Below are 13843 nucleotides of genomic sequence, written 5' to 3'. Positions count from 1 at the left end.
TAAAGAAAAGTACAACTTTGTTTGAATACAGAACTCGGCTTATGGCTTATCTCGCAACAAGTAATTGCAAGGCTTTGAGGAATACCATATCGGTATTTTCCCTTAATTTTCCCTTGCTTTTTTTGCGTACAAAACATTTGATAAAATATCTGTAGCTTCAGTATTCATTTCTTTTGTTACGTGAGCATAAATATCTGATGTAGTCTGCATTATGGAATGACCTAAACGTTCCTGTATTATTTTCATTGATACTTTGCTCTTTAAAAGTATAGTTGCATTACTGTGTCTAAGATCATGCCAGCGAATATTTTTTTCTATGCCGCAATATTTACATAATCTTTTTATTCTTTGGAGAAATCTAGAGGGAATTAAAAATTCTCCATCTTCTTTGGTGAAAAACAAATCATATAGGATATTATTAAATTTATTTTTTATATAAAACTCTCCATTATAAAAATGGAGGCTATCCTATTCGTAAGGACAACCTCCATTTTAAAAACTAGCTATACTAAGCCACTTCAAACTTAGTAACTTGTCTTTGAGTCAATTGAGCACCAGATTTCTTAACTAAATCGCCAGAATTAGTTTTGAAAATATTCTTAGCAATTATTGTTTCCATAAGTGTATTGACTTCATCTTTAGTAAGAGTAGATTTAACGCCACTAACGCTTAAAGTAGTCTTTAAGCCAGCAGCAGTTAAAAAAGTCATAGCTAAAGTATATTCCATTTATCATACCTCCAATCTTAAAAATTTACCTAAGTAGAGAACCCGAATCTATGATTCGGTGTGAATCACTTAAGCAGACATCTCAAATCTACGATTTGATAATGGTCGCTTACTTTGTGAGTACTCAGCGAACGAATGTGAGTCGAGTTTCCTAAAAAAAGCGATCCTAAGCATTTACCAAACTAGAAGATTCATTTATAAAGTAATCTCTAGTTGAAGTTTCCATAACGCCTTTTATTGCTTCAGCAACATCATAGACATTTTGAGGAGCTGCATCTGTTTTTACACTAGAAAAAGTCTTCTCACTATAGATCGCATCGCCCGCTTTATCGGTCCCGCTTTGAACTTCAATGCTTAATGATGCAGTTTGAATTGATTTAGTTACAGCCATAGTTTTTTACCTCCTTCATTTTGTTTTCATAAAGGATATATGTGCAAATATTTGCTATTACATAAATAGATGAAAATTATTTGTTTTTTTAATCAACAAAAGAACTAAAATAGATTAAAAGTATTGTATTGAAAGGATAATCATGAAAAGCCAAGATTATATTGAAGGACAAATTAGCATATTTGATTTGCCTACAATAGAGGTTGTAAAACCAAAGGAAATAATTATTAAAGAGGAAAATAAAGAAATAGATAAGTTTGATAGTATTATAAAATTATATTCTAATAGCTGCAGTAGAATTGTAAAAACACTTAGTGGAGCATTATTAATTGAATTGGATGATAAAACCTTATATTTTAATTCCGATGGAGTAAATGAATTTAATTTACCTAAAGATGTGGAAATCATGTCTGGAGAAGAAATACTTATTGTGAATATTGATAACGAAATAAATGAAATACAAAGACAAAAATTGAAAGCTCTTAAGCCTAAGCAATATATCAAAAGAAAAGGCGATGCAAATTTAATAATACCCGGAGAAAAAACTATAGTGATAAATCCAAAAGGATGGTTATTAGAATATAATCAAAAACCAAGGTATAATTCAAATGAAATTTTTAGTATTGAAACTTCAAATTAATTGAAAAATTAGAGAAGATAAAGATTAACGACATAATCAATAAAGAGAATATTTAGGTGATTTAGAATGTAGCAGCATAAATTAATGGTGTTACATTTTTTATTTTTGAAAAATTTTTGTTAACAGATGCAAAATTATAATTAAACAGAATAGACAATAACTGACAATTGGTTTACAATAAAAGGTATAAGTTGAATAAAAAAGAATTAAAGTAAGGCAAAGTAAGTAAAAAGTCAAATTAAGCTAGTCATTAAATTATTGAGGGGTGAGTTAATTATGGTGGAAAAACATTTAGATGAGGTTTTTCTTGAAAAGAAAAAAGAATATGAGTTATTAGAATTTTTAAAAGAAAAGAAAAAGTATGATGAAAAATTACATGAATATATAAGAGCAGGAAGTGCCAAAATTGGGGAAAATGAAGCTGAGTTTCATTATGAAGAATTTTTTAATAGTTTGAGATTAGCTATTCCAGATGAATTAAAGCCTAATGGAATAGATTCATTTAATAAGGTTTTTAGTTCTGAGAGCAAGGATTTAAATATAATACTAACCTGCGCAAAGAGCAGCCCAAAAGAAATAACCTTAAAAGAATATAAAGATGGATTAGCAGAAAAAATGATAAAGAATTTTGGAGTACCAATAAAGTGGGTGGAGGAAGGGATAAAGATAAAAGATAACTATAAGATAACTTATGTATCATTTCTTAATCCTGTAGATGATATAAAAAGCTATAATTTTATATTTTATTTGGAAGTTAACTGCAGCACTATAATAATTAACTTTAATTGTATGGGAGATAGAATAAATGATTGGGATTCTGTTGGAAAAGGAATTATGGAGTGTCTGGAGATTGTGAACAATGAAAGAGAGGGAGAATAATGTTTTTTGAGGGAGATGCTATTAAAGCAAAATTGTATGTAAGTGATCAAGAGATTCAATTAGTAGTATTAGAAAAGTTAAAAGTTGTAAATTCAATCAATGAACATGGAACGCTTATTATAGAGGGGGTTATTCCAGAAGAGCAAATAGATTCATATGGAAATATATCTTCATTAGAACCAGTTAAATTAATATTAACAGATCATAAAAAGGAAGCTGCTATATTTCATGGTTTAGTATATGAATTGAATATTAACTGTAAAAACAAAGTTGGTTACATATATTTGAAAGGCATTTCTTATAGTTATCTATTAGATATAGTTTACAAGAGTCGTTCTTTTCAAAATAAGAATATTCTATATCAAGATTTAATAGATAAATTTACAGAAGAATATGAAGGAAGAATAATAAAAATAGAAGATGAAATCATGGAAGCAAGCATTACTAATAAGCCATATATAGAGTACCAAGAAACTGATTGGCAATTTTTAAAGAGAATGTCATCAGCATTTAATTGTGGTTTGTATAATGCTATTAATTTGGAAGGAATAAGAATACAGGTGGGACCAGATGAAAGAAGCGAAATGATAGATATAACTGAAGATATTTATGAGTGGAAGATAGAAAAGAATTTTGAAGATTACAAAACAATGCAGGAAAACTATAAGAATGATGTTACAGAATATGATTATAAATTTTATAAGGTTAAAGGTGAATGCATATTACAACTTGGAAAGCAAATAGTCTTCAGAGGTATGAGATTCTTTGTTGCGGAAGTTAACATATCACTAAAAAATTCTGAAATATGTTTTGAATATCTATTAAAAACAAAAAATGGAGTTAGTACTTCTAATTTATATAATGAAAAACTTGTAGGAAGTTCAATTGAAGGTTCAATTATAAAAGTAGAAGCTCATGATGTATGGATCCATCTTGATATAGATAAAACTCAAAGTTTAGAGGAAGCATATAGATTTCCTTTTTCAAGTATATCCTCATCTCCTAATAATGTAGGGTGGTATTTCATGCCTGAAATTGGTGATAGAGCAAGGTTATATTTTGGTGATAATAAAGAAGAAAATGCTATTGTTACACAATCTGTTCCAATAGAACCAACTGAACCAGATCCCAATGTGCGTTATATGAGTACAGTACATGACAAACAAATAACACTTGCGCCTGGAGGTATCTATATTACATCTAATAAAGAAAACTTATATATAAAATTAGATGATGGTGAAGGTATTTCAATTTATTCCAATTCATCAATCAGCATAAATGCAGGGCAAGATATTTCTATTTCATCAGGAACTACATTAGAAATGTCAGCAGATACTATTCATATAACAGGTGGTGGAGAAGGTGGAGGTAATATTCTCATAAATGAAAATGTTACTGTCACTGGTAAACAAGTTTCGGTAAATGAGGGGTAAACCATGGAGGAAATAATATCTAAATATTTATATAAAGTTGAAGAGTGCAAGGAAAAAATGCAAAAGGATATATTCATAAATAAGGATATTTTATGCAATCAAATTGTACAAGCTTTTGATATTTTTCTTGAGAAAGTTATAAAAGAGCAAAATTTAGGAAATAAGAAAAAGATTCAAGCAATTAATATTTCATTGCTCAAAGTAGGTTTTAAAACTAAGGGAATAAACTGTATTATAGAAGCATTTGATGAGAAATGGTTATTTGATAATAGTCCTATTGTATATAGTTTTAAGCTAGATAATATATTTGATAAATTTTATACCCTAGAAGGTTCTTTAAATAATGATACAAAAAAATATTTTAAATATAATTTTAGCGATGATATAGAAGAAATTATTTTAAATCAACTTGAATTATCAACCTATTATGTTATTGAGTTAGTCAGATATTCAATTAATGACATTGTAAGGAATAATAAGTTTGAGGAAATAAGTAAGGAAAATAACTTTTACATTGTAGCTGGAGAATACAGAGATAAAGGTTTGATTGTGCATGCTGAAAACAATACTTATGAAGATTTAAATAGCTCTATTATTCATATGGATAAAATGAAAACTTTAAGAAGTAGATATTTTAAAAGATTAAGATTTAAAAATAAAAAATATTTATATCATGACCTTATTGGAAGTAACTTTGATGAAAGTATGTTTGAAAATGTTGAATTGAAAAGATGTGCTTTATCTCAAGCAAGTTTTAAAAACTGCATTATGAATAATATAAATTTTGAAGGAAGCATTCTCCATGATTCATTTTTTGATGGTTCAAGCTTTGAAAATGTTAATTTTAATAAAGTGTATTCAACTAATAGTTACGATGGAAGCAAATCAATATTGACAGGTTGCATAGGCTTACAATTCAAAAATGCTCAAATTAAGGATTCTACATTTAGGGCTTCTATAATTAATGGAAGTAATTTTAATTATGCTTTACTAGAAAACATGGATTTTTCAGAATGCGAATTAAAAGAATCAGATTTTAGAAATAGTATATTAATAAACGTAAATTTTACAGGAGCAGATTTAAAAGATACGTATTTTAATAAAGAACAATTATCTAATTTAGAATTAAGTGAAAGTCAGCTTAATTCTATCAGGATTATTTAGAGGAGAAGATAAATATGTTTTTTAAAATAACACATAATTCTGATTTGCATAAACAACAGATTAATAAGTATATAAATGAGATAAGTAAAAATAACGAAACTACAATATTAAATTATGATAGTAAAAAAGAGAGCTTTACAGATGTAATAATAAGTAGAAATTGTATATTAATATCTAATAAATTGAAAACCATATTTGAAAAATATAAGAAGAATATTATAAATAATCGTGTTGTTTGGATAGATTCAGAAGCGCAAACACAAGAAATATATTGGACACTAAATTTAGAAATCTTAGAATGTGTAAGCGATAAATCAATAGTTCAAGCAGATTCTTCAATTAAAAAATTGGTGTTAGATAAAGAGAAAATAAAACATGAATGCATGCTCTTAGTATGCATGGTTAAGGATAGCAAATCCATTTATGCAGAAAAAAGTGTGATTTTTAACTTGGCAGTATGTGAGAGCTTGCTTAGAAGAAAAATTGTTGGATTAGATTATGAATTAATTGAAGAAGAGTAAGAGGTGAATTTTTTATGGCTAAAATATATGTGGTTAGGGGAGCAAAAATTCGATGTAGTTTAGGAAGTATGGATAGCAGAATTATGATTCCAGTTTCTCATGGAGTATATGCAGCAGAAAAACCTGTACTTAACATAAATGATTACAAGGAAGGACAAAATATAACTCATTTTGGTATATGTAAAAAAACAGGTGAACCATGTAGTCCAAAGATAACAGGTCCTTGGGACGGAGGCCAAGAGAATGATTTTATTGAAAATGTACCTGCATTAAGAGACAATTGTACAACTAATTGTAGTTGTGGCGGAGAAATATCAATTGTGCATCATGATCAAACACCAGGGTAGAAGATATTGGAATATATGGTGTGAATTATGGAGAGGAGAATAGATATAAATGGAAGAATACGATTATCTTAATCATAATCAGTTAAGTATTCAAGGAGACATTTCCTTGCAGCATATTATAGATGTTGAAATCAAAAGAGAAATAAATAAGCATACTGAACTCACTGTAATTGGGATTATAGATGAAAAGGAAAAAGATACGTATTTAGATAATATAAATTATGGAGCTGAAATAAACTTAAAATATGGTACAGGAGCACGGGAGACACTTTTTGGAGGAATAATTGTAGATGTAGAAATAAAGGAATACAAAAGGTCATATTATGCAGTAATTAAGGCTAAGTCTTCTACTTGGATTTTGGATCAGAAATTAAAGAAACGTTCATTCCTAAAAGATACAATAACTTATGAAGATATTTTGAATGTAATGAAAAATGATTATGAAAGATGTGCTTTCGTTGCAGATGACAAAGCAGTTCAAAAGGTTGACAAACTTATTGTACAGTATGATGAAACAGATTTTGAATTTCTAAAACGCATAGCATCACATTTAGGAATGGTTGTTATTCCAGAAGACTTATTTAACTTACCTAGATTTTATTTTGGAATAAGTCAAAGAAATTCAATAGAAATAGATAAAGAAGATTATAAATTAGTAAGATATTTCGATAATATTGCTGGAGAAAAATATGAATATAAATTAATTAGTGGACAAGTTATAGAATTAGGATGTGAAATTGTATTAGATAATCAAAGTTTTACAGTTATTAAAAGTGAATCAAAATTAATTGATTCAAAACTTTCGAATACATATACGATTTTAGAAAGTCATTTAATTGAAGTACCAAAGATATATAATGAAAATATACGAGGAACTGCTATTGAAGGAACAATTATAGAGCCTAAGGGAACTCAAGTTAGAGTACAATTAAATATAGATAATGAAGATGTAACAAATTGGTATGATTTTATAGTTGGAAGTAATAATGCGTTATACTCCATGCCATATGCAGGGGATAAGGTAAAAGTATATTTTGAAAGTAATGAAGAGGAAGAATCAAGCGTAAGTTTTGCTACATATAGTGGAACGGGACTTGATCCAGATACAAAATTTTGGTCAAATAGAGATGGCAAAAAGATCGAATATACACCACAAACAATTGAAATTAGTGGAAAAAGTGGTACACTTAATAATAGCATAAAATTTACTGACTCATCAGGAATTGATATTAAAAGTGATTTAAAAATAACAATAATGAGTGCAGGAGACTTATCTATTAAAGCAAAGAATATAGAAATCACAGGAAAACAAGGAGTAAGCTTTAATCATTATCCAAATCCAAAAGAGAAAAATACAGGAATTCCAAAAGGGATAACAATAGATGCAACAGATGTCAGCTTTAAAGTAAATGATGCATATTTCGAAGGTTCTGAAAAAAGACAATATCCTATAGAATCAGAACCAAAACCTACTAAACCAAAGCCAAAAGTGCAAACAAAACAAGTAGCTGCAAAAAGCAAAAATGAATCAAGAGTAGAAAGTGGATGGAAAACTTTTGGTAAGGGACTTTTATTAGGGTTAGGAGCAGTCGCTATGGTAGCTGCCGTAGTGGTAACTGGAGGAGCAGCATTGGCAGTAGGAGCTGCATTGCTTGAAGGTGGTCTAGTTTCAACAGCATTAGGAGTAGGGGTAGTGGCAACTGCAGCTGTTGGAACTGAGATGGGATTAACAGCTGCTGAAAAAGAAGGTGAAATTGCAGATGCAACCATGGATGAAGGAATCGATGAAATAAACAACGGAGAAAATGGGGTAGATGAAAAGGGCTATAATAGAATAAGAGATGGAGAATTTGGAGGAGATGAAGAAAAGTATCAGGAGTACCAAGATCAAGTAATAGGACTATGGGAAACAGGGGTTATGTTAAATATGACAGCGGCCACCGCTGGCACAGAGTTATTACCAGCAGCAGGATGTGCTGATGCATATTTAGGTAACAAAATTTCTACTAATTTTAGTAATGGCAATTTTATAGGTGTCTTTAGAGGACAAAATAATACTTATGGACTTGCAGTAGGGAAAGATGTGGCAGGAGAAGAAGGAGAATCAGCGTTTAATAATGTTATAAATAATGGAGGCAAAGGATTTCTATTTCAAAGCAAAAATGGTGGATTTGGAGTTATGGGAGCTTCAAGATCAAGTAATCTTTTAGAAAACGAAAGTAGTGATCTTGTACCTACAACAGGTAATTTACCTGCGGTGCAAAATAGTGGTTATCCACCAACGATGAATTTCAATTCTAATGTGGCTAATAATCAGGCTTTAATTAATGGGAATAATCCTTTATTATTGAATGAAGGGATAAGTAATCCTAATTCAATATATAAGAGTAATCCATTAGAAAATCCAAAAGTTGCAAAAGATGTTATTGAAAATCCAGATGCAGTGTATGGCTATTCACTAAAGCCGGAATCAAAATTAAATTCTTTTGGAGTAGATTGGACAAATCCAGATGAGGTTGCATATGCACAGAGTGAAAGAATAAGATATCATGAGCATCTTGAGCAAAAGAAAGAAATGTTGAAAGATGAAATAACTAAATTACAAAATGATGGATATTCAATGGAGGATATAGCCAGAATGAAAGTTGAACAAAGAAATCAAGATAGAATTAATAATTACATTAAATCTAATAATTATGATGGATTAGAAGCAATGAAACAAAGAAATTTGGAGGAATATCAAAGAGCTGAAGGACCAACAGCAGACCAATTATATAAAAAATATGGTTCGTGGGAAGATGTTATTTATTCAAGTGTCAGAAGTAATCCTGCAATGGATGTAGTAACGGGGTTATATGATATATATGGAGGTAATTAATTATGTATGAGGAAAAAAGAAAGCATAATAAAATATGGTATAAATATAATGAGTTTATGTTTAGGGTTCAAGCTATTGATGATGAAAATTCTGTAATATGGTTAAATTATCGCTTTAAAAACCCAGCATTTTCAATGGTTATGAGAGATTTTTTGAATAGGATGGAAGAGTATCGAATACCTATAAAAGTAAATAGTATTTGGAATAAGCATAAAGGATTTGAAGTTAAAAATGCAGATGTAAAATTATTAATTGGAGAGATTATTAATTTTTGTGCTGAAAATGATGTGGAATCAATGGTTTCAAAAGATATTTATTTAAGAGATGAATGGTATGAATAATTTTTAATTGTAGCACAATGAAAATTCTATTAGTTAGATTTATTAAGGATGAAGTATTTGACAATCTGATATTGAGATCTTAAGAAATTTTAAGGGGCTGTAAAATGGATCTAATAATGAATAATAACTTAATAATTAATAAGGAAAATGTTTAAGTTTACTCGGATTTAAATTGATAGTAATGAAGAGATGTGTGATAAAATGAGGCCTGAAATGGCAGAATTTTTATATAGAGATCCTAGTTTCGATCCAGATGAAAATGGAAACAGAGTAATTATAAATAAACGTTGTGTAGGCCCAATAGAAGTAATTATTTATGGAATAACAAAAGAAAATGAATATTATCTTGATTGGACGTTTCCTGAATGCTATCCAGATGATGATGAACTTGAAAGAGATTATAAAATAATAAGTAGAGATGAAATGATTGAGGCATTGGATATAGAAATTGAGACATGTAAAAGAAATGGAAATATTGTAATGACAGATAAATATATTCAAGCGAAAAAAATAACTGAAAATTATAAATTTTAATAGATTATGAGCATATGTATGGTGGAATATGTAAAATTATTTTTGAAGAGGTACAGAATATGTCAAAAGTTTTTATAATAGCAGATACACATTTTGGAGATGAAAATATTATAGCATATGAAAAACGTCCATTTTCAAGCGTTGAAGATATGGATAAGCAGATGATCGAATTATGGAATAGTGTGGTGCGTGAAGATGATGTAGTATTTCATCTTGGAGATGTTGGTTCGTATCCATTATTGAAAATGCAGGACATTATTAAGCAGTTGAATGGCAAAAAGATACTCATTATGGGCAATCATGATAGTTATCTAACCATAAAGGAGTGGATGGAATGCGGGTTTGAGGAAGTATATAAATATCCAATTATCTACAACGAGTTTATAGTAATGCAGCATCAGCCTCCACAGTATATTAATTCTTCAACTCCATTTTTCTATTTGTATGGACATGTTCATGGAACTAAGATGTATCCTACTGTTACAAAACAATCAGCTTGTGTTAGTGTAGAACGGTGGAATTATGTTCCGGTAGAGTTTGGACATTTGAAAAAATATGTAGATGAACTACCTAAATAGAAATTTTCTAAAAGTAAAAAAATCACATGAATATAAACTTATTAGTGTAAATACTGTTTTTCATAGGATTAAGCCAGTTATCATATGTATCAACTGCTTTGCAATGTAGTTTGCATACAACAATTCATCAGGATGCTATCTGTAAGAAAGAGGATATTAATATACTTCAAGCAATATAAAATGTATGGTATATAGAAAATCGTTAGATGATTCATTAACATTTGCATACATTTAATTTAGCTTGAAGTAATTAATATCTTTTATTTTTAAACTGCTATGCTCAGACAAAAGAGAAAAATACAGGAATACCAAAAGGGATAACAATTGATGCAACAAGTGCAATATATGATCATATACAAAATGAATATGAAAATGCTAATGAAGAATTTGATCCATATTTTTATTTAAGGAGGAATGAAGGCAGTAAAAATTGATAGTGAAATCTATAGCATAATCAATTAAAATAGCTAGCGAACAAAAGGCTTTAATTTGGGAGGAAATTTAATGGGTGAAAATAGTCAATATGCAAAGATTGTTGAAGTAAGTAAAATTACTGGATATGGAGAAATGTATTGTTTACGGGCGTTAAAGGAGACAAATTGGGATGTTGAAAAGGCAGTCAAATATTTGAAAGAGCATCCACCTGTGTATTTAACATAAATAATGAAATTTTAAGCAGTAACATGAAGAATAATTCTGTCTAAGGAGTTTATATAAAGTGTTAAAAAATTCCTGTAAAGAAAAGATAGAAAATGTGATATTTGAAATTAATGATTATAATATAAATATGGATATAAAAAAGGTCATAGGCATTTTAAAGCGAATGATATAACTTATTAATAAATTTAAAAGTATATAAATAATGTTCTAAAGCGGCTAAACATCAGTGTTTCAAAGTATCATAAAATACAATAAAGTATGATTTGGTACAAGTACCTCCTAATATAGAACTCGTATAAATGAATTAATTGAATTAGAAATAATAAATCATAGCTTGAAAGATATAGAAAACTTACAAGGAATTAAATGCTATGATTGGAGTGAGAAGAATTATCATATAACTGGGAGATTAGGAAAAGTTTATTACAAGTGGTTTAATTGGATTAGGCTGGATTAAAAAATCTCTTACAAACAGAGAAGTTGGAATTACAGGAGATGGTAAAAAGAATTTATATAAACATTTTGGTATAGAACTTTAAATAATTTTATTGATGAAAATATAGTTGATAACCTAATATCGTTATGACTTACTACTGATACGGTGAACCTACCATAAGTAAATGCGGTTTTTTAAAAGGTTACAATAAGACAAATAATAATTAATATCAACTAATAGTACAGCGACTTAAAGATTATTGAAAGTAATTACGCCAATATCACAAAATGGAGAGTTGCAAATGAAATATAATGAAGATAATAATATAAAGTTTGAGGTATTTACAATTGGACAGGTTGCAGAAATAACAGGAATATCAAGGGATAGGCTAAGATATTATGAAGAAAAAGGTATTCTATATCCCACACAAAATGAAGGTAACAATTATAGAAGTTATTCTGTATCCGATATACTTACGGTTTTGTCTATAGAATTTTATCGATCTATGGATTTGAGCATGAAGGAGATTAGTTCAATATGGTCAAATAATGAACCAAAAGATATTTCTAACGTATTAGATGATAAGGAGAAAGCAATCGCTTTACAGATTGAAGAATTGCAGAAGTATCAAAGAAATATTCAAAAAGGGAAGGATGCTTGTGATAAGATTGCAAAAAATTTGAACAAATTTTCTGTACAGCCTATGCCTGCTTTTGAAGTGATAGGAGAAATATCGGATTTTACAGCTTTTTCTGAATATAAGGAAATTCATAATAGAAGAAGTAAATTAGTAGGAAAATCTATTGTCAATAGCATAAAAAGGTTGATCACTTTTTCTGAAAAAGGCATTGAGGATAACAAGATGATTATTACTAAAAATGTTATGCCAAATGTTACTGCGGATACTAATATAATGGAATATAACAAATGTTTATATACAATTGTGGAAGATTCGTTGGAAAAAGGTGATATGATGGAAGAAATGTTTGCGAAATCATTAAAGTGGGCTAGTGAAAATAATCTTAAACATAAAGGTATTGTTATCATTAATATGATTTTAATTACTGCAAATAAAAAAGCTGCTAAATCTTATCTAGAAATATTTGCTCCAATTGAATAAAAAAAGAACTTGACCTTGGGATAATACCAAGGTTTATTTTTATTGTAGATGATATGATAAAAGCGATATCATAAAATATATTCTTGGAGGAATCACGATGATAGATAAAAAAATTAAACAACTTTCCATTGTAAACTTATTAGTATTAGTATTTTTTCCTGCGTTTTTAATACTCATGACATATTTATGGTCGATACAGTTTAGAGAAACAATTCCACCATTTTTAAGTTTCATGGTTATTATTTTGGTAGTATTAATACCCATTGAGCTGGGTATTATTTTAAATTTTTCGAAAAAAGAAAATGGAAAGTTAAATCTACAAAGTGCTTTTATAGAACATGAAAAACTTTTACCCAAACAGATTATTGGAATATCAATTGTTTTAATAGTTTTCGCAGCACTGGTATTTACTGTTATCTCACCGATTGAACATAATTTTATGTTTAAGACAATATTTGGTGAGATACCGGAGTACTTCAAACTTTCATATTTTTTTAATAATTACAAAAATTATTCAAAAAGCATTATAGCGATTAGCCTTGTATTATATATTATTTGCAATGGGATCTTGGGGCCTATAGTAGAAGAATTATATTTTAGAGGACTCATTATGCCACGTATAAATAGATTTGGAAATTGGACACCAGTTATCATTGCTATTTTGTTTTCAGCTTACCACCTATTCTCGCCATGGGAATTTATTACAAGAATAATAGCTTGTTTCCCATTTGTATATTGTGTTTATAAAAAGAAAAACATTTATATTGGAATGGTAGTTCATTGTATACTTAATATGGCAAGTGCAATTATCGCTATTACTAGTCTATTGTCAAATTCAGGATTTTGGCAAAGAATATAGCATGAAACTGGCAGCTAGTGACTTCAAGGCTTCGCCTTCAAGTCTAAGGAAGTAATAGACAAGCGTATTATTATTTCTGCAATATTTATATAAAAGTATGTTGATATTGTATAATGTACAGCTGCAGGTTATTTCATTAAAGCTAGCCTATTACCTTAATTTTAACTCGCTTACGCTCAAACAAAGGAAAAGCAGTACAAGCTATAGCAAGACCTTTAAGCAGTTTTTTATAAGCTTTATTCATGGAGTTTAATTACTTGAAAGTATCGTCTTGTAGCTTGCACTTCTTATTGTTTTTATAGCCTGCCGGCAGCAAGGAATAAATTTATTAAGGA

General features: G+C 29.0%; 16 protein-coding genes. 13 read left to right on the top strand and 3 right to left on the bottom strand.

The window, feature by feature from the left end; translation table 11 throughout:
• Positions 1–102: 102 nt before the first annotated feature.
• From COL3_RS25175 to COL3_RS25165, 3 genes are all read right to left on the bottom strand, one after another.
• Entirely contained in the window at positions 103–402 is a 300-nt protein-coding gene (locus COL3_RS25175) for a tyrosine-type recombinase/integrase (protein ID WP_242982188.1), read from the bottom strand.
• Positions 403–508: 106 nt separating this feature from the next.
• Positions 509–727, bottom strand: a complete 219-nt coding sequence (locus tag COL3_RS25170) for a DUF2922 domain-containing protein (protein WP_099716752.1) — start codon at positions 725–727, stop codon at positions 509–511.
• A 166-nt stretch (positions 728–893) separates the two neighbouring features.
• Entirely contained in the window at positions 894–1118 is a 225-nt protein-coding gene (locus tag COL3_RS25165; RefSeq protein ID WP_008427835.1) for a DUF1659 domain-containing protein, read from the bottom strand.
• 142 nt (positions 1119–1260) lie between these two features.
• Between COL3_RS25165 and COL3_RS25160 the strand changes: the two genes are divergently transcribed.
• The 13 genes from COL3_RS25160 (at position 1261) to COL3_RS25095 (ending at position 13508) form a co-directional block, all read left to right on the top strand.
• Positions 1261–1758 (top strand): hypothetical protein, encoded by a 498-nt coding sequence (locus tag COL3_RS25160; RefSeq protein WP_008427833.1) that lies wholly within the window; start codon positions 1261–1263, stop codon positions 1756–1758.
• Positions 1759–2034: 276 nt separating this feature from the next.
• The gene (locus COL3_RS25155; RefSeq protein WP_008427831.1) at positions 2035–2637 is read left to right on the top strand and encodes a hypothetical protein; all 603 of its coding nucleotides are present in this window, start codon (positions 2035–2037) and stop codon (positions 2635–2637) included.
• The gene (locus tag COL3_RS25150; RefSeq protein WP_008427828.1) at positions 2637–4070 is read left to right on the top strand and encodes a hypothetical protein; all 1434 of its coding nucleotides are present in this window, start codon (positions 2637–2639) and stop codon (positions 4068–4070) included. The genes COL3_RS25155 and COL3_RS25150 overlap by 1 nt, the downstream gene beginning before the upstream one ends.
• 3 nt (positions 4071–4073) lie before the next feature.
• Positions 4074–5234 carry a pentapeptide repeat-containing protein gene (locus tag COL3_RS25145; RefSeq protein ID WP_008427826.1) on the top strand — a complete coding sequence of 387 codons (1161 nt, stop codon included), beginning with the start codon at positions 4074–4076 and terminating at the stop codon, positions 5232–5234.
• A gap of 14 nt (positions 5235–5248) precedes the next feature.
• Positions 5249–5755, top strand: coding sequence for a hypothetical protein (locus tag COL3_RS25140; RefSeq protein ID WP_008427823.1), 507 nt, complete (start codon positions 5249–5251; stop codon positions 5753–5755).
• A 14-nt stretch (positions 5756–5769) separates the two neighbouring features.
• Positions 5770–6102, top strand: a complete 333-nt coding sequence (locus COL3_RS25135; RefSeq protein ID WP_008427821.1) for a DUF4280 domain-containing protein — start codon at positions 5770–5772, stop codon at positions 6100–6102.
• A gap of 49 nt (positions 6103–6151) precedes the next feature.
• Positions 6152–8980, top strand: a complete 2829-nt coding sequence (locus tag COL3_RS25130) for a phage late control D protein (GPD) (RefSeq protein WP_008427819.1) — start codon at positions 6152–6154, stop codon at positions 8978–8980.
• Positions 8981–8982: 2 nt separating this feature from the next.
• A complete protein-coding gene (locus tag COL3_RS25125) occupies positions 8983–9321 on the top strand; it encodes a hypothetical protein (protein WP_008427817.1) in 339 nt (112 codons plus the stop codon).
• 213 nt (positions 9322–9534) lie between these two features.
• Positions 9535–9855: a hypothetical protein gene (locus COL3_RS25120; RefSeq protein ID WP_008427815.1), complete on the top strand. Its 321-nt coding sequence runs from the start codon at positions 9535–9537 to the stop codon at positions 9853–9855.
• Between the two features lie 59 nt (positions 9856–9914).
• The gene (locus COL3_RS25115) at positions 9915–10433 is read left to right on the top strand and encodes a metallophosphoesterase (RefSeq protein WP_008427812.1); all 519 of its coding nucleotides are present in this window, start codon (positions 9915–9917) and stop codon (positions 10431–10433) included.
• Between the two features lie 504 nt (positions 10434–10937).
• Positions 10938–11093: a translation elongation factor Ts gene (locus tag COL3_RS25110; RefSeq protein WP_008427810.1), complete on the top strand. Its 156-nt coding sequence runs from the start codon at positions 10938–10940 to the stop codon at positions 11091–11093.
• A gap of 737 nt (positions 11094–11830) precedes the next feature.
• Positions 11831–12649, top strand: a complete 819-nt coding sequence (locus COL3_RS25100) for a MerR family transcriptional regulator (protein WP_008427809.1) — start codon at positions 11831–11833, stop codon at positions 12647–12649.
• Between the two features lie 97 nt (positions 12650–12746).
• Positions 12747–13508 (top strand): type II CAAX endopeptidase family protein, encoded by a 762-nt coding sequence (locus COL3_RS25095; RefSeq protein WP_008427807.1) that lies wholly within the window; start codon positions 12747–12749, stop codon positions 13506–13508.
• Positions 13509–13843 lie beyond the last annotated feature (335 nt).

The sequence above is a fragment of the Clostridium sp. LS genome, from assembly GCF_002760435.1.
Taxonomy (GTDB): domain Bacteria; phylum Bacillota; class Clostridia; order Clostridiales; family Clostridiaceae; genus Clostridium.
This window is presented reverse-complemented; position numbering and strand designations above follow the sequence as displayed.